Below are 20,075 nucleotides of genomic sequence, written 5' to 3' on the forward strand. Positions count from 1 at the left end.
ATGGAATGTGATCACGAAAGATTTCCGCTCACGCGGGGCCAGCTAGACATTTGGCTCTCGGAGGAGACCGGCCGCGTCGGCGTCAAGTGGCAGCTGGGCATGCTTGCGCGGATCGACGGCGCCATCGAGCATCACCTGCTGGAACAAGCGATTCGGCACGTGGTGCACGAGGCCGAACCGCTGAGGGCTACCTTCTCCGAGGTAGACGGCCAAGTTTTCCAGACGGTAGTTGACTATCCGGATGTCGAGCTTGCCCGCCATGACCTGACTTCGTCCCGCGATCCGAAGCAGGACGCGTATCGGGTAGCGTCGTCGATCCGGCAGACTCCGATGCCTCTGACCGGGCCGCTGTTCAAGTTCGCGCTGATGCAGACACGCGCCGACGAGTTCTACTTTTTTGTGTGCTGCCACCACATCGCGATAGACGGAATCGGGATGGGCCTGGTCTGTCACCAGATTGCCGCTGTCTACACAGCAATCGCTGGTGCCGAGCCGATGCCACCTGCAATCTTCGGGTCATTGAAGAGCCTGATCGACTGCGAGTCTGACTACGAGGCTACCGACGATTACCTCGACGATCAGGCGTATTGGGCCGCGAATATCCCGCCCGAGAGTGAACCCCGGCATGGTCTGGCCCCCGGAGTCGCAAACCAGGTCGCCGGGTATGAGCCTTCTGCGCCAATCCAACTGGACCCCACCGTCGTTGCCCGGGCCCGCGATCTGGCGAAAGCTCTGGGAGTGCGCCGCGCCTCGGTGATCACCGCCGCGTATGCGCTGTTGGTGCAGAGCGAGATCGGCGGATCCGAGGTCGCACTCGATCTTCCGGTCAGCCGACGGGTGCGTCCAGAGGCGCTGATGGTGCCTGGGATGGTGTCCGGGGTTGTGCCCTTGATGTTGGATATGTCGCCGCAGTCCACAGTGGCCGGCTTGTGTGAACATGTCGACCGGCGGTTCCGAGGTGCGCTGGACCATCAGCGATTCCCGTTACGCGCGATCGAGAACAAGTCGCGATTCCGGGGCACGGGACAGCCGTCGGCCCGGCCGGCCATCAATTTCATTCCGACTATTCCCAGGGCTGATTTCCGTGATGCTCCCGGGTGGGGGACCGTCACCCACACCGGCCTGGTGGACCAGTTCGGTTTGGTTTTCCTCAAGAAGGACGAAGACCTTTTTCTCAGCATGACCGGTGTCGGCCAGCAGTTCATCGGCTGTGACGCGCGAGATTTGGCGGATCGCTTCGAACGGGTTCTGAACTCGATGACCGCCGACCCGGGCCGGCAGCTTGCGACTATCGACGTCCGCGATGAGCTTGAGGAGCTCGAGGGTTGGGGTAATCAGGCCGCCTTGAGTCGGTCGGTGTCTGTGTCGTTGTCGATTCCGGAGTTGTTCGCCGAGCGGGTGGTTCGTCATCCGGAGGCGGTGGCGGTCAGCTTCGGCGATAGTTCGATGTCGTACCGCGGGTTGGATGCGGCTGCGAATCGGTTGGCGCACTTGCTGGTTGAGCGGGGTGTGGGTCCGGGGCTGCGGGTGGCGCTGTTGTTCCCGCGGTCGGTTGAGGCGGTCGTGGCGATCATGGGGGTGCTGAAGACCGGTGCGGCGTATGTGCCGATCGATCCTTCGGTGCCTGATGCTCGGCTGGATTTCGTGCTCTCTGACTCCGCGCCGATGGCTGTGGTGACCACTGCTGATCTGGTGGATCGGTTGGGCGGACGTGGGTTGACGGTGATCGATGTCAACGACCGCGCGGTCTACAGCCAGCCGTGTACGGCGCTACCGATGGGGCCGAGGCCCGACGACATCGCGTATCTGATCTACACGTCGGGTACTACGGGTGTGCCCAAGGGTGTGGCGGTTGCGCATCGGAATGTGGCGCGGTTGCTACGGGCGGTGGACGCCGATGTCGAGTTGTCTGCGGGTCAGGTGTGGACGCAGTGTCATTCGTTGGCTTTCGACTTTTCGGTGTGGGAGGTTTTCGGCGCGCTGCTGCATGGTGGCCGGCTCGTGGTGGTGCCCGAATCGGTGACACGATCGCCTGAAGAGTTCCACGCGTTGTTGGTCGATGAACATGTGAGTGTGTTGAGTCAGACACCCTCGGCGTTCTACGCGTTGCAAGCGGTGGATACCGCCCGGCCGGAAAACCGGCTGGCGCTCGACGCTGTGGTGTTCGGCGGTGAGGCGCTGGAACCGCAGCGGCTGGCTCCGTGGTTGGCTGAACACCCGAGGCTGCCGCGGTTGATCAATATGTATGGGATCACCGAGACGACGGTTCATGCGTCGTTCCGGGAGATCACCGCGGCCGATGTGGGGAACGCGGTCAGTCCGATCGGTGTACCTCTGGACGATCTCGCGTTCTTCGTGCTCGACGATTGGTTGCGGCCCATGCCTGCGGGTGTGGTGGGCGAGTTGTACGTGGCTGGTGCGGGTTTGGCTGCCGGCTACGTTGGCCGAGCCGGGTTGAGCGCGTCGCGATTTGTGGCGTGTCCGTTCGGAGCGCCGGGACAGCGGATGTATCGCACCGGGGATCTCGTCTGTTGGGGCTCCGATGGGCAGTTGCAGTACCTCGGGCGGGCCGATGAGCAGGTCAAGATTCGTGGCTATCGCATCGAGTTGGGTGAGATCGAGTCGGCGTTGACGGCTTTGGATGGGGTCGAGCAGGCGGTGGTGATCGCCCGTGAGGACCGTCCCGGCGACAAGCGTCTGGTCGGCTACATCACCGGGACCGCCGATCCGTCGGCAGCCCGTGCCGCGCTGGGGGAGAAGCTGCCGGCCTATATGGTGCCCACCGCGGTGGTAGCCATCGAGGCTGTCCCGTTGACGGTCAACGGCAAGCTCGACAAGAAGGCTTTGCCTGCACCGGAATACCAGCACATCGATGACTATCGGGCCCCGTCGACTCCGACCGAGGAGATCCTGGCCGGGATCTACGCCCAGATCCTCGGACTGGACCGTGTCGGCGTCGATGCGTCGTTCTTCGAGTTGGGTGGCGACAGCATCTTGTCGATGCAGGTGGCCTCGCGCGCCCGGGCCGCGGGCCTGACGTGTCGCCCGCGGGACATCTTCGTCCAGCAGACTGTGGCCCGACTGGCCCAGGTGGTCGAGTCGACGGGTGTGACCGACGAACCGGCTGACGAGGGCCTCGGACCGGTGGCGGCTACCCCGATCATGCGGTGGCTGAAGAACCTGGGAAGAGCCGACAGCCCGATCGACGAGTTCAACCAGACGGTGCTGTTGCAAGCTCCTGCGGGTGTTACCGAGGCCGACGTCGTAGTTCTGTTGCAGGCCTTGCTCGATCGGCACGGCATGCTCCGATTGCGTGCCGAGGACGACGGCGCCGGCGGATGGTCGTTGACGGTGCCCGAAGCGGGTTCGGTCGACGCCGCCGGATGCGTGCACTCGGTGGATGTGTTGTCTGACGACGCCCTGGTATCGGTGAGGTCAACGCTGGACCCGGCCGCCGGGGCAATGCTCGGCGCGCTGTGGGTGACTTCCACGAGTCAGCTGGTGCTGATCGTTCACCATCTGGCGGTCGATGGCGTGTCGTGGCGAATCCTCCTGGAGGATCTCAATGTCGCCTGGGCGCAGCATGGTAGCGGTCGGCCGGTGACGCTGGTGCCCGCCGGCATGTCGTTCGCCCGATGGGCGGACCTGCTGTCTCAGGCTGCACTGAACCCGCATGTGGTGGACCAGGCGCACGTGTGGCGACAGGTGGCGGCCACACCGCCGGCATTGCCCGCATCGCAACCCCAGGTCGATACCTATGAGACCGCGGGGCAGCTGTCGATGACGTTGGACGCCGAGACCAGCCACATGCTTCTCGGCGAAGTGCCCGCCGCGTTTCATGCAGGCACCCAAGACATCTTGTTGATTGCGTTCGGGTTGGCGGTCGCCGAATTCTCGCGCAGCAGCGCACCGATTGCCATCGATGTAGAGGGGCACGGGCGCCAAGAGGACTTGGCAGATTTGGGTGTAACTGCCGGCCTCGACATCGACCTGTCGCACACCGTGGGCTGGTTCACCGCGAAGTACCCGGTGTCGTTCGACTTCGGGGGCCACCTGCACGGATTGCCCTGGACGCAGGTGAAGGCGGGTGACGCAACGCTCGGTGCAGTGGTCAAAGCCGCCAAGGAGCAGCTGCGAGCTCTGCCAGACGGTCTCACCTACGGCCTGCTGCGTTACCTGAACCCAGAAATTGAGCTGGCCGGGCCGGACCCGGCGATCGCGTTCAACTACCTGGGCCGCCTGGGTGGGGCTGTGGGAGACGCCTCCGGTGATGTCTGGCGGATGCGTTCTGAGGGCTTGTCGTTGACCCGCCTGGCCGGGGCGGTTCCCACGCCACTCGGGCATACCCTCGAGCTCAACGCAGCCACCGTCGATACCGACACGGGCGTGCTGCTGAACGCCGACTGGACATGGGCGCACTCAGTCCTGGACCGCACGGAAGTAAGCCGACTGGGCCAACTGTGGTTCGATGCGCTGGCCGGAATCTGCGCGCACGTGCGAAACGGTGGCGGCGGGCTGACCCCGTCGGACATCGCTCCTGCCGCGCTGAGCCAGCAGCAGATCGACGAACTCAGCCGGCAGCACCGGATTTCCGATGTCCTGCCGCTGACGCCGTTGCAACAGGGATTGCTGTTCCATGCGGGGACCGCTCGGGGCTCTCGCGACGTTTATGCGATGCAACTGGATATTGCGTTGAGCGGCCCGCTCGATCAGGAGCGGCTCGGCGAGGCGGTCCAGGCGGTGGTCCGGAGACATCCGCACCTGGTTGCCCGCTTCTTCGAGAAGTTCGAGCAGCCGGTGCAGGTCGTACCCGCGGATCCCGTGGCGCCGTGGCGGTGTATCGAACTGGACGTCAACGGTATTGGCGTTGATCAGCAGATCCAGGACATCTGCGCCGTCGAACGTGCCGCGGTCTGCGATCTCGAAAACCAACCCGCCTTCCGGGCCTGCGTCATTCGCATCGCCGATGACCGGTACCGGTTCGTGCTGACGGCGCACCACATCGTGCTCGACGGCTGGTCGATGCCGATCTTGCTGCAGGAGATCTTCGCCGGCTTCGGTGGGCAACGGTTGCCCGCAGCCGCGCCGTATCGCCGGTTCGTCACCTGGCTCGGCGAACGGGATCGCGCCGGCTCCCATGAGGTATGGCGCGAGATGTTGGCCGGATTCGACACACCGACATTGGTGGGACCGGCCGATCGAAACAGGCTGGGACAGCGGGGTATCGAGACATTCCGGCTTCCGGAGGAGACCACCCGCGCAATCGGCGAGTTGGCGCGCACCCATCACAGCACCACCAACGTCGTGCTGCAGGGCGCCTGGGCGCTCCTGCTGAGCTCGCTGACCGGCCAGCATGATGTCGCATTCGGCACGACGGTCTCGGGGCGGCCGGCCGACGTCGAGGGCTCGGATTCGATGGTGGGCCTGCTGATCAACACATTGCCGGTGCGGGCCACGGTGAAACCGAACACCACCACCGCAGATCTGTTGCGTCAGTTGCAAGGTGCCCACAACGACACGCTCGAGCATCAGCACGTGGCGCTCAGCGACATCCACCGCATCAGCGGTCAGGATAGGTTGTTCGACACCCTCCTCGTTTTCGAGAACTACCCGATCGACACCACCGCGCTGTCGGGCGTCGACGGGTTGGCGGTCACCGGGTTCGATTTCCGCGAATCCAACCACTACCCGCTGGCGGTGCAAGCCCTCCCGGGCCGCGAATCGGGTTCCCGCGTCGAACGCGAAATGCAGCTCCGTGTCGAGTACGACACCGAGGTCTTCGCCCCGGTCGCCGTCGAGGCCTTGGTTGAGCGGCTGAAGGCAGTTCTGGCAGCGATGACCTCGGATCCGGAGCGGCCGTTGTCATCGGTCGATCTGCTCGGTGACGCTGAGCACGCCCGCCTGAACGAGTGGAGTCACCGGGCGGTCTTGACGGAACCGGTGACGGCGAAGTCGATTCCGGCACTGTTCGCCGAGCAGGTGGCATCCACTCCGGACGCGGTCGCGGTCACTTTCGAGGGCCGGTCGATGACTTACCGGGAACTCGACGAGGCCGCCAACCGGTTCGCGCGCGTATTGTCCGCCCACGGCGCGGGCCCGGGCGAGGTTGTGGCGCTGCTGTTCTCCCGGTCGACCGAGGCCATCGTGGCGATTGTGGCTGTGCTGAAGACCGGAGCGGCTTACGTGCCGATCGATCCGGCGCTTCCGGTGGCCCGCATTGCATTCATGCTGGAAGATGCCGAGCCGATCGTCGCGGTCACCGCGGCCGGAGGACGTTCTCTCCTGGACGGGATTGATGTCCCCGTCATCGATATCGACGATGCCGCCGAAGGCCGGCCGGGGACTGCGATGCAGGCCCCGTCTCCCGACGACACCGCTTACATCATCTACACGTCCGGCACGACGGGTGTGCCGAAAGGCGTTGCCATCCCGCATCGCAACGTGCCGGGACTGTTCGGCTCCCTCGACGACAACGTGTCATCGGGACCTGGGCAGGTATGGACGCAGTGGCACTCGTACAGCTTCGACGTCTCGGTGTGGGAGATCTTCGGTGCGTTGCTCCATGGCGCACGCCTGCTGGTGGTACCGGAATCGGTCGCCGCATCACCCGATGATTTCCACGATTTGCTGGTGGCCGAACACGTCACCGTATTGAGTCAGACCCCGTCGGCCGCGGGCATGATCTCACCGCAGGGTCTTGAGTCGGCGGCGTTGGTGGTGGCCGGCGAAGCCTGTCCTCCTGAGCTGGTGGACCGCTGGGCGCCCGGACGAGTGATGATCAACGCCTACGGTCCCACCGAGGCCACCGTCTACGCATCGATCAGCGCACCCCTCACTCCGGGATCGGTGGTGCCGATCGGCGCACCGGTCGCCGGCGGAGCGCTGTTCATACTTGATTCCTGGTTGCGGCCGGTGGCGCCCGGAGTGGTCGGTGAGCTTTATATCGCCGGCCGCGGTGTGGGAACGGGATATTGGCGCCGGGCAGGCCTGACGTCTTCCCGTTTCGTCGCCTGTCCCTTCGGGGCGCCGGGAACCCGCATGTACCGCACGGGTGATCTGGTGCGGTGGGGCCTTGACGGTCAAGTGCAGTACCTGGGACGTGCTGACGAGCAGGTCAAGATCCGCGGGTACCGCATCGAACTCGGTGAAGTCCAGGCCGCGCTGGCCGCAGTCGACGGCGTGACACAAGCCGTCGTGATCGCTCGCGAGGACGATCGCGCGGCATTGCGTCTGGTCGGCTATGTCACCGGAACGGCCGAGCCAGGCCAGATCCGCGCGCGGCTGGCCGAGCGGCTCCCGAGCTACATGGTCCCGTCCGCGGTGATGGCGATCGATGCGGTGCCTCTGACGGTGAACGGCAAACTCGACAGGCGTGCTCTACCGGCACCGGACTATCTCGACACCGATCACTATCGCGCCCCGGCGAACCCGGTCGAGGAGATCCTGGCCGACATCTATGCTCGTGTCCTCGGTCTGGCTCGGGTGGGGATCGACGATTCGTTCTTCGATCTGGGCGGGGACTCGTTGTCCGCGATGCGTCTGGTCGCTGCGATCAACACATCGTTGGGGGCCGGTATCACGGTGGGTTCCCTGTTCGATGCGCCCACGGTGGCACAGCTCGCACTGCGGGTCGGTGGGGCAGAGGCCCGGTTGGAGCCCTTGGTGGCCGCTGAACGGCCTGCGGTCGTGCCGCTGTCGTTCGCCCAGTCACGTTTGTGGTTCCTGGACCAATTGCAGGGCCCGTCACCGGTTTACAACATGACGGCCGCGTTCCGGCTGACCGGTGCACTGGATGTCGAGGCATTGAGCGCGGCGCTGGCCGACGTGGTGGCTCGCCACGAAAGCCTGCGCACCCTGTTCGCCGCGCCCGACGGCATCCCGCGCCAGATCGTGATGGCCTCAGGACATGCCGAACTCGGCTGGGAAGTTGTCGATGCCAGCGGCTGGACGCCGGCGCAGGTGCAGGCCGGCATCGAGGCCGCGTCGCGGCATACTTTTGACCTGTCTGCCGAGATTCCTCTGCGGGCAAAGCTGTTCCGGCTGGCCGATGACGAGCACGTGCTCGTCGCGGTGGTGCATCACATCGCCGCGGACGGTTGGTCGGTCACCCCGCTGGTGGCCGATCTCGGGGTGGCCTACGCCAACCGGTGTGCAGGGCAGGCCGCCGACTGGGCGCCGCTGGCGGTGCAGTACGCCGATTACACGTTGTGGCAGCGTGCGCAGTTCGGTGACTTCGAGGACAGCCAGAGCCGTATCGCCACGCAGCTCAGCTACTGGCGGGACGCGCTGGCCGACATGCCCGAGCGCATCGACCTGCCGACCGATCGGCCGTACCCACTGATGACCGATCAGCGCGGTGCCACGATGCGAGTGGACTGGCCCGCCGGGTTGCAGCAACAAGTGGCCCGGGTGGCGCGTGAACACAACGCGACCACCTTCATGGTGGTACAAGCGGCGCTGTTGACATTGCTGTCGAAGCTCGGCGCGAGTTCCGATGTGGCGGTGGGTTTCCCGATCGCCGGCCGCCGTGATCCCGCGCTGGATGAACTGGTCGGTTTCTTCGTCAACACACTGGTGCTCCGGGTGGACCTGGCCGGTGACCCGACCGTCACCGAGGTCCTGGCTCAGGTACGGGCACGCAGCCTGGCCGCGTTCGACAACCAGGATGTGCCGTTCGAAGTCCTCGTCGAACAACTGAACCCGACCCGGTCGCTGGCCCACCACCCGTTGATCCAGGTGGCGCTGGCATGGCAGAACTTCGCCGGGCATGATGTCAATGATTCGGCTGCCGGGATGGCATTGGGCGATGTGCAGGTCACCCGGATGCCCGTGGACACCCACACCGCCCGAATGGATTTGAACTTCTCGCTGGCTGAACGCCGGACCGAGTCCGGTGAGCCGGCCGGCATCGGCGGGACGGTGGAATTCCGCACCGACGTGTTCGATGCCGACACCATCGAAACCCTGATCGCCCGGTTGCAGCGGGTGCTCACGTCCATGACGGCCGACCCGACCGCGCGGCTGTCGTCGGTCGATCTGCTCGGCGAGGATGAGCACGCCCGCCTCGCGGACCTCGGCAACCTCGAAACGCTGACCCGGCCGGCGCCCAGGCCGATCTCGGTTCCCGCGCTGTTCGCCGAGCACGTGTCCCGTACCCCCGAGGCGGTGGCGCTGACCGCCGGTGAGCGCTCATGGACCTACCGCGATCTCGACGAATCCGCGAACCGCTTGGCGCACTTGCTGATCGGCCGGGGAGCGGGCCCAGGGCAGTGCGTCGCACTGCTGTTCAACCGGTCCGCTGAGGCGATCATCGCCATCCTGGCGATCCTCAAAACCGGAGCGGCGTATCTGCCGATCGATCCGGTGGTGCCCGATGCCCGGCTTGAGTTCGTGCTGACCGACGCCGGTCCGGTTGCCGCCGTCACCACGACCGATCTGGCCGATCGACTGCAGGGGCACGGCGTCGCGGTTGTCGACGTCAGCGAGATCGGCACCCTCGCGCTCCAGCCGAGTGGTGAGATGCCGGCGCCGCACGCAGACGACATCGCCTACCTGATCTACACCTCGGGTACCACCGGTGTGCCCAAAGGTGTTGCGGTCACCCATCACAACGTGACCCAGCTGCTGGAGTCACTCGACGCCGGGCTGCCTCGCCCGGGAGTGTGGCCCCAGTGTCACTCCCTGGCCTTCGATGTCTCGGTGTGGGAGATCTTCGGCGCTCTGCTCCGTGGTGGACGGGTAGTGGTCGTACCCGAGGACATCACGGTCTCACCGGACGATTTCCATGCCTTGCTGGTTGGCGAACGAGTCGACGTTCTCACTCAGACTCCTTCTGCGGTAAGGGCGTTGCCGACCGAGGGCCTGGAGTCGGCGGCGTTGGTCGTGGTCGGAGAAGCCTGCTCACCCGAGGTCGTCGACCAGTGGGCTCCCGGCCGCGTGATGATCAACGCCTACGGACCCACCGAGACCACGATGTGCGTGGCGATCAGTGCGCCCCTGGAAGCCGGCCACGGCGTGCCCATCGGCTCACCGGTTCCCGGAGCCGCGCTACTGGTGCTCGACGAGTGGCTTCGTCCGGTGCCTGCCGGAGTCATCGGTGAGCTGTACGTCGCAGGTGCGGGCCTGGGATATGGCTACGTAGGCAGAACCGGCTTGACCGCCTCGCGGTTTGTCGCGTGTCCGTTCGGTGGGCTCGGTACGCGCATGTATCGCACCGGGGACCTGGTGTGCTGGCGCCCGGACGGGCAGTTGCAGTACCTGGGTCGCGCCGATGAACAGGTCAAGATCCGCGGTTATCGCATCGAACTCGGTGAAGTCCAGGCCGCCTTGGCCGTTCTCGACGGTGTGGAGCAGGTGGCGGTGATCGCCCGTGAGGACCGTCCCGGTGACAAGCGCCTCGTCGGCTACATCACCGGCACCGGCGAACCGGCCAGTCTTCGCGCCGAACTCGCCGACCGGCTGCCGGCGTACATGGTTCCGGGCGCGGTTGTGGTACTCGACGCGCTGCCTCTGACGGTCAACGGAAAGCTGGACACCCGAGCACTTCCCGCTCCCGACTACGGCTCCGGGGATGCCTATCGCGCGCCGACGGATGCCGTCGAAGAGGTCCTGACCGATATCTACGCCCAGGTGCTCGGGCTGGAGCGGGTCGGAGTCGACGACTCGTTCTTCGACCTCGGCGGAGACAGCATTCTGTCGATGCAAGTGGTTGCCCGGGCTCGGGCAGCCGGCTTGGTGTGCCGCCCGCGCGATGTGTTCGTCGAGCAGACCGTGGCGCGGCTGGCGCGGGTCGCCGAGGTCGCCGGCGGCTCTCATGGCCCGGTTGACGAAGGCGTCGGGCCGGTACCGGCAACACCGATCATTCGGTGGCTGAACAACGTTGAAAGCACCGGCCCGGTCGATGAGTTCAACCAGACGGTGCTCGTGCAAGCTCCTGCGGGTGTTTCTGAGGCCGATGTCGTAATCCTGTTGCAGGCCTTGATTGATCGCCATGGCATGCTCCGGCTGCGGGCCGGGCGCGATGGTGCCGATGACTGGTCGTTGACGGTGCCCGAACCCGGCTCGGTGGACGCACGAGAGTGCGTGCGATCCGTGGGCACGTTGACCGATGAGGCGCTGGTCGCGGCGCGGTCACGGTTGAACCCGGCGACCGGGGTGATGCTGAGCGCGCTGTGGGTGAACTCGACGAGCCAACTGGTGTTGGTCGTCCACCACCTGGCCGTCGACGCGGTGTCGTGGCGAATCATGTTGGAAGACCTCAACATCGCCTGGTCGCAGCATCGCGGTGGGCAACCCGTGGCCCTGCCGCCGGCCGGCACATCTTTCGCGCGGTGGTCCGAACTGCTGCACGCGCACGCCGGTCATCCGGACGTTGTGGCCCAGGCCGACGCGTGGCGGCAGGTAGCGGCCACTCCAGCGGCGTTACCGACAGTGCAACCCGACGTCGATACCTACGAGACCGCCGGGCAGCTGCGGGTGTCGTTGGACGCGGAAACCACGCGCATGTTGCTCGGCGAGGTGCCGACGGCGTTCCACGCCGGGGTGCAGGACATTTTGTTGATCGCGTTCGGGCTTGCGGTGGCTGAGTTCTCAGGAGCGTTGGGCACACCCGGTAGGCCGATCGCCGTTGACGTCGAAGGGCACGGCCGCCAAGAAGAACTGGCAGACCTGGATGGAAGCGCCGATCTGACCATCGACCTGTCGCGCACGGTCGGGTGGTTCACCGCCAAGTATCCGGTGGCCATGAACTTCGGGGACGACGTCAGCGGACTGTCCTGGTCCCAAGTGGTGACCGGTGATGCAGCGTTGGGCGCGGCGATCAAAGACGCGAAGGAACAGGTGCGTTCGCTGCCCGATCCGCTGACGTACGGGCTACTGCGCTACCTGAACGCCGACGTCGATCTCGACGGCGTCGACCCGACGATCGGGTTCAACTACCTGGGGCGCCTCGGGGGCGGAGCCGCCGAGACGACCGACGACCTGTGGCGGATCTCAGCGGACGGGCTGTCGGCGACCGGCGCGGCAGCGGCCATGCCCATGCCGTTGTCCCACACCGTGGCGCTCAATGCGGGCACCATCGACACCGAGACCGGCCCGCAGTTGCAGGCGAACTGGACCTGGGCGCCGTCGACCGTCGATGGGGCACAGATCAACCGGCTCAGCGGGCTGTGGCTGGACGCCCTGGCCGGCATCTGCGAGCACGTGCGAAACGGTGGGGGCGGACTGACCCCGTCGGACATCGCGCCTGCCCGGCTCAGCCAGCACGAGATCGATGAGTTGTCACGGCAGAACCGGGTGGCAGACATCCTGCCGCTGACCGCATTACAGCAGGGGCTCGTCTTTCACAGCAGCACCGTGCAGGGCTCCGATGACGACCTGTACGTGGTGCAGTTGGACATCACCGTCGCCGGTGCGCTCAACGAGCACCGGCTCCGGGATGCCGTGCAGGCAGTGGCCAACCGCCATCCGCATCTCGCGGCCCGATTCTGCGAACAGTTCGACGAACCGGTGCAGGTCATCCCGGCTGATCCCGCCGCAGGGTGGCGCTATGTCGAATTGGGCGGCGCCGCAACCGAGGAGCAGATCCGGCAGGTATGCGCTGAGGAACGCGCCGCGGTCTGCGATCTGGCACATCCGCCGGCCTTCCGGGTGGCGGTCGTCCGCACCGCACACAACAGCCACCGGGTGGTGCTCACCAATCATCACATCGTGCTCGATGGCTGGTCGCTGCCCATCCTGCTGCAGGAGATCTTCGCCTCCTACCACGGTCACCGGCTGCCCGCGGCCACGCCGTATCGCAGCTTCATCAGGTGGCTGGCCGATCGCGACATCGAGGCAGCACATGCGGCCTGGCGTGAGGTGCTGGACGGTTTTGACACCCCCACCCTCGTCGACTCGTCGCAGAAGTCCGAGCCGGGGCAGCGCGGCGTGCGGGCACATCAACTGTCCGCGAAGATCACCCGGGCGGTCACCGAGCTCGCGCGCTCGCACCGCACCACCGCCAACATCGTGTTGCAGGGCGCATGGGCGCTCCTGCTGAACTCACTGACCGGCCAGCGTGACATCGCCTTCGGCACCGTGGTCTCCGGGCGGCCGGCCGAGGTGGTCGGCGCGGAGTCGATGGTGGGCCTGCTGATCAATACGGTGCCGGTGCGCGCTGACATCACCGCGGCGACCACCACCTCCGACCTGCTTGACCAGCTGCAACACGCTCAAACCAAGACTCTTGAGCACCAACATCTTTCGCTCAGCGAGATCCACCGCATCACCGACCATGACCGGCTGTTCGACACCCTGTTCGTGTTCGAGAACTACCCGGTCGACACCGCTGCGTTATCCGGCGCCGGTGACGGCTTGGAGATCATCGATTTCACCAGTCACGAATCGACCGACTACCCGCTGACGATGCAAGCGATACCCGGTGATGAACTTCGCCTGCGTCTCGAATACGACACCGCCGTCTTCGACACCGCCGACATCGATGTGCTCACCGAGCGGATCGAGGCTGTGCTGGAGGCGATGACGACCGATCCGGGTCGTGCGCTCTCGGCGGTGAGCCTCCTCGACGAGGCCGAGCGCACGCGCCTTGCCCAGTGGGGCAATCGGGCGGTGCTGTCCAACCTGGCGCAGCCGGCGTCGGTGCCGGAGCTGTTCGCGGCGCAGGTGATGCGGGCGCCAGAGGCGGTGGCGCTGGTCTGTGGCGACCGGTCGCTGACGTATCGGGAACTCGATGAGTCCGCGAATCGGTTGGCGCACTTGCTCGTCAGTCGGGGAGTGGGCCCCGGCGAGCGGGTCGCGTTGATGTTCCCGCGTTCCGCGGAGGCCGTCGTGGCGATCCTGGCGGTGCTCAAGAGTGGCGCGGCCTATCTGCCGATCGACCCGGCGCTTCCCGAGGCCCGCGTCGAGTTCATGCTGACCGACTCTGCCCCGATCGCCGCGGTCACCACGACTGAGTTGGTCGACCGGTTCGATGGGCACGGCCTGATGATCTTCGACGTGGCGGACCCGGTCGTCGCCGACCAGCCCAGTACGGCACTGGCGGCACCGGCCCCCGACGACATGGCCCACATCATCTACACGTCGGGCACCACCGGGCAGCCCAAGGGGGTGGCAGTCACCCAGCGCAACGTGGCGCAGCTGTTCGACTCGCTCGAGATCGGTGTGCCGCTGGAGCCGGGACAGGTGTGGACGCAGTTCCATTCGTATGCGTTCGACTTCTCGGTGTGGGAAATCTGGGGTGCGCTGCTGCACGGTGGCCGGCTCGTGGTGGTGCCCGACTCGGTGACCCGTTCGCCCGAGGATTTCCACGCCCTTCTGGTGCGCGAACGGGTCACGGTGTTGACCCAGACCCCGTCGGCCGTGGGAGTGCTGCCGGTGCAGGGCCTGGCCGCGACATCACTCGTGATCGGTGCAGAACCTTGCCCGCCGGAGTTGGTGGATCGCTGGGCGCCGGGACGGGTGATGGTCAACGTCTACGGCCCGACCGAGACCACGATGTGGTTGTGTGCCAGTGCGCCTTTGGCAGCCGGTTCGGGTGCCCCGCCGATCGGAGCACCGACAGCGTGGGCGGCGTTCTTCGTGCTGGACGAATGGCTGCGGCCGGTACCGGCAGGCGTGGTAGGTGAGTTGTACCTGGCCGGCGCCGGCGTCGGCATCGGGTATTGGCGCCGGGCGGGACTGACCGCATCGCGCTTCATGGCATGTCCGTTCGGGGAACCCGGCACGCGCATGTACCGCACCGGCGACCTGGTGCGATGGCGAGCCGACGGGCAGCTGGATTACTTCGGCCGAGCCGATGAGCAGGTCAAGATCCGCGGGTACCGCATCGAACTCGGCGAGATCCAGTCGGCGCTGACCGCGCTGGAAGGGGTGGACCAAGCGGCGGTGATCGCCCGCGAGGATCAGCCGGGTGACAAGCGTCTGGTGGGCTACATCACCGGGACTGCCGATCCGGTCAGAGCGCGTGCGGCACTGGCCGAACGGCTGCCGGGCTACATGGTTCCCGCCTCGGTGGTGGCCCTCGCTGCGCTGCCGGTGACGGTGAACGGCAAGCTCGACACCCGGGCACTACCGGCGCCGGACTACCGCGATACCGACCATTACCGCGCGCCGTCCGGCGCGGACGAGGAGATCCTGGCCGGGATCTACGCTCGGGTGCTGGGTGTGGAGCGCGTCGGTGCCGACGACTCCTTCTTCGATCTGGGCGGGGACTCCGTCTCGACGATGCGGCTGGTTTCGGCGATCAATGCCAGCCTGGATACCGAACTTTCGGTACGCACGGTGTTCGAAGCTCCCACCGTTGCGCAGTTGGCGCTGTGTATCGGTGAACGCGCGGGGGCGGTGAACCCGCTGGTGGCGAGTGAGCGCCCTGCTGTGATTCCGTTGTCGTTCGCCCAGAATCGGTTGTGGTTCGTCGACCAGCTGCAAGGGCCGTCCCCGGTTTACAACATGCCGGTCGGCCTGCGGCTTCACGGTCGGCTCGACGCGGACGCGTTGGGCGCGGCGCTGGGCGACGTGGTCGCTCGCCATGAGAGCCTGCGCACGCTGTTCGACTCACCCGACGGAACACCTCGCCAGGTGGTGATGCCGATCGACCGCGCGGACTTCGGTTGGACGGTCGTCGATGCCACCGGCTGGGCGGACGGCGAGCTGGACGCGGCCATCGACGCAGCCGTCCGGTACAGCTTCGACCTCAGTTCCGAAATCCCGATGCGGGCAAAGGTTTTCCGCGTCGCCGAGGATGAGCACGTCCTGGTGGCCGTGGTCCACCACATCGCTGCCGACGGCTGGTCACTGACCCCGCTGGTGCGCGATCTGAGTGTGGCGTACGCCGGCCGGTGCGCCGGGCAGGCGCCCGACTGGGCGCCATTGCCTGTGCAGTACGTCGACTACACGCTGTGGCAACGTACGCAGCTGGGCGATCTCGAGGACCGTGACAGCCCGATCGCCGCGCAGCTGGGCTACTGGGAAGACGCCCTCGCCGGCCTCCCCGAACGCCTGGCATTGCCCACCGATCGTCCATACCCGCCGGTTGCCGATCAGCGCGGTTCCACTGTCGAGGTCGAATGGCCCGCCGAGCTGCAGCAGCGGGTGAACGCGGTGGCCGCCGAGCACGGGGCGACCAGTTTCATGGTGGTGCAGGCCGCGCTGCTTACCCTGCTTTCCCGGCTGAGCGCGAGTTCGGATGTGGCCGTGGGGTTCCCGATCGCCGGGCGTCGCGACCCGGCACTCGAGGAGCTGGTCGGTTTCTTCGTCAACAATCTGGTGTTGCGCGCGGATCTGACCGGTGATCCCACCGTGGCGGAGTTGCTGGCCCAGGTGCGCACGCGCAGCTTGGCCGCCTTCGAGCATCAGGACGTTCCGTTCGAAGTTCTGGTGGAACGGCTCAACCCGACCCGCAGTCTCGCACACCACCCGTTGGTGCAGGTGGCGTTGGCGTGGCAGAACCTTCCCTGGCAGGACACCGGCCCCGCCGACGGGCTGAGCCTGGGCGACCTCGATGTGACCCCGTTGCCCGTGGACACCCAGACCGCCCGCATGGATCTGACGTTCTCGCTCGGAGAACGCTGGACGTCCGAAGGTGCGCCCGCCGGAATCGGTGGGGCAGTGGAGTTCCGCACCGATGTGTTCGACACGGACAGCATCGAAACACTGATCGCGCGGTGGCAGCGGGTCCTGGCGGCGATGACGGCCGACACCACCCAGCGGCTCTCGTCCCTGGACCTGCTGGACGAAGCCGAGCTTGCCCGACTGGATGCGTGGGGCAATCGGTCGGTACTGGCGACGCGTGAGCCCGCCACGACACCGGTTCCCGTCTCGATTCCGGTGTTGTTCGCCGAACAGGTCGCCCGAGCGCCTGAGGCGGTGGCGATCAGTTTCGGCGGCCGCCGCATGTCGTACGGGGAAGTCGACGAGGCGGCAACTCGGTTGGCGCACACGCTGGCAGCTCACGGTGTGAGGGCAGGTGCCTGCGTGGCATTGCTGGCGGAGCGTTCCGCAGAAGCGGTCGTGTCGATGCTGGCGGTGCTCAAGGCGGGGGCGGCGTACCTGCCGATCGACCCCGTATTGCCCGATGCGCGAATTGAATTCATGCTCGCCGATGCCGCGCCGGCAGCCGCGATCGTCACCACCGGCCTGGCCGATCGACTGGCCGGGTGCGACCTGCAGGTCATCGAGGTCGATGATGCAGCGGATGCCTCGCACCCGGGCCTCGACGGCCTCGAGGGCACCGCGTTGTCCGCGCCGGAGCCGGACGACATCGCCTACATCATCTACACCTCGGGAACCACCGGCGTTCCCAAGGGAGTGGCGATCACCCATCGCAACGTGACCGAGCTACTGGGCTCGTCTGACACGTTCCTGGCGGGACAGACGTGGACGCAATGGCATTCGTACGCCTTCGACGCCTCGGTAGAGGAGATCTGGGGCGCGTTGCTGCACGGCGGGCGGCTGGTCGTCGTTCCCGAGTCAGTGGCCCGCTCGCCAGAAGACCTGCAGACGCTGCTCGTCGCCGAGCAGGTCAGCGTCTTGAGCCAGACGCCCTCAGCGGTCGCACTGCTGTCGCCCGAGCGTTTGGGTGCAGTGTCGTTGTTGGTGGCTGGTGAGGCCTGCCCGGCCGAGTTGGTGGATCGCTGGGCGCCCGGACGCATGATGGTCAATGCGTACGGCCCGACCGAGACCACGATATGTGCTTCCAGGACTGCGCCTCTGGTGCCTGGGACGGGCGCTCCGTCGATCGGTGCGCCGGTTCCGAGCTCGGCGCTGTTCGTGCTCGACGGGTCGTTGCGTCGGGTACCGCCAGGGGTGGTCGGGGAGTTGTATGTCGCCGGCCGCGGCGTAGGTGTCGGCTATCTGGGCCAGGCGAATCTGACCGGATCACGCTTTGTGGCTTGCCCGTTCGGTGCGCCGGGAACCCGCATGTACCGCACCGGCGATCTGGTGTGCTGGGGTACCGATGGGCAGCTGCGTTACGTGGGACGTGCCGACGAGCAGGTCAAGATCCGTGGGTATCGCATCGAACTCACCGAGATCCAGGCGGTTTTGGCCGGGCTGGACGGCGTCGAACAGGCAGCCGTGATCGCACGTGCGGATCGCCCCGGCGACAAGCGGCTGGTGGGTTACGTGACGGGGACTGCGGACCCGGCCAAGCTGCGCGCCCAGTTGGCCGAACAGCTCCCGCCCTATATGGTCCCGGCCGCGGTGGTCACCTTGGCGACATTGCCGTTGACCCCCAACGGCAAACTGAACACGCGGGCCCTGCCCGCACCCGAGTACCGGGACATCGACCGTTACCGCGCTCCGGGGACCCTCACCGAAGAGATCCTCACCGGGATCTACGCCGCCGTGCTGGGAGTGGAGCGAGTCGGGGTCGACGATTCCTTCTTCGATCTGGGTGGAGATTCGCTGTCGGCGATGCGTCTGGTCGCCGCGATCAACACCACCCTCGACACCGGTCTCGCGGTGCGCGTCTTGTTCGAGGCGCCCACGGTGGCGCAGCTGGCGCCGCGCATCGGTGGCGACGAGGCTCGTCTGGATCCGCTGGTGGCCGGTGAGCGTCCCGCGGTGATCCCGCTGTCGTTCGCGCAGTCCCGGCTGTGGTTCCTCGATCAATTGCAAGGTCCCTCACCGGTTTACAACATGGCGACGGCACTGCGGCTCAGCGGGACCCTGGATGCCGACGCGTTGGGTGTTGCACTCGCCGACGTGGTGGCCCGTCACGAAAGCCTGCGTACCGTGTTCCCGGCAGTCGAGGGAATCCCGCGGCAGTCGGTGCTTCCGGTAGCGCAGGTGGACTTCGGCTGGGATGTCGTCGATGCCACCGGTTGGACGGCAGAGCAGTTGCACGAGGCGATCGGTGAGGCGGCGCGTCACGTATTCGACCTGTCCGGCGAAATTCCGTTGCGGGCGAAGCTTTTCCGCCTATCGGGGGACGAACATGTGCTGGCTGCGGTGGTGCACCACATCGCCGCCGACGCCTGGTCTCTCACGCCGCTGGTGACCGACCTCGGCGTGGCCTACGCCGGCCGGAGTGCCGGGCAGGCCCCTGCTTGGGCGGATCTGGCCGTCCAGTACGTCGATTACACACTATGGCAGCGTGCACAGTTCGGGGACTTCGACGACAGCCAGAGCCGGATCGCCACGCAGCTGACCTACTGGCAGGATGCGCTGGCCGGCATGCCCGAACGGGTGGAACTGCCCACCGACCGGCCGTATCCGCCGACCGCCGATCAGCGCGGCGCCGTCGTCACCTTGGACTGGTCCGCCGAACTTCAGCAGCAAATCAGCCGAGTCGCTCGTCAGCACAATGCGACCAGCTTCATGGTGATCCAGACGGCGTTGCTGACGCTGATGTCCAAGCTCAGCGGAAGTTCCGATGTGGCAGTTGGTTTCCCCATCGCCGGCCGGCGCGACCCCGCGCTCGACGAGCTGATCGGGTTCTTCGTCAACACATTGGTGCTGAGGGCCGATCTGGCTGGAGATCCGACGGTGGCGGAGTTGTTGGCGCAGGTGCGGTCCCGCAGTCTGGCCGCCTACGACCACCAGGATGTGCCGTTCGAAGTACTCGTCGAGCGGCTCAATCCGACCCGGTCCCTGACCCACCACCCGCTGATACAGGTGGCGCTGGGATGGCAGAACGTTCCCGGTCAGTCCGGTGGCGGCCTTGCGCTCGGTGATCTCGAGGTCAGCCAGATGCCCGCGGACACCCACACCGCACGGATGGACCTGAGCTTCTCGATGGCGGAACGACGGACCCCGACCGGTGCACCTGCCGGAATCGGGGGGACGGTCGAGTTCCGCACCGACGTGTTCGACACCGCGACCATCGAAACGATGATCAATCGGTTCGAGCTCGTGTTGTCAGCGATGACCGCCGATACCGACCGGCGGCTGTCCACGATCGACCTGCTCGATGTCGTCGAACACACCCACATCGATGCGATGGGTAACCGGGCGGCGCTGGCTGGGGCGGTGCCGACCGCGAATCCGGTGTCGGTCCCAGCGGTGTTCGCCGCGCGGGTCGAACACGACCCGGAGGCCGTGGCGGTCACCTTTGACGGCCGGTCGCTGACGTACCG

At 66.4% G+C, this 20,075-nt stretch carries 1 protein-coding gene (cut by a window edge); it reads left to right on the forward strand.

What is annotated here, in order from left to right; genetic code table 11:
- On the forward strand, window positions 1-20,075 hold the 5' portion of the coding sequence (locus EYZ64_RS15745) for a non-ribosomal peptide synthase/polyketide synthase (protein ID WP_135454570.1). 4,345 nt of this gene lie beyond the right edge of the window; 20,075 of the gene's 24,420 nt are visible here — the first part of the coding sequence; it begins with the start codon at window positions 1-3; the stop codon falls past the right edge of the window.

The organism is Mycobacterium sp. DL99, assembly GCF_004762045.1.
GTDB lineage: Bacteria > Actinomycetota > Actinomycetes > Mycobacteriales > Mycobacteriaceae > Mycobacterium.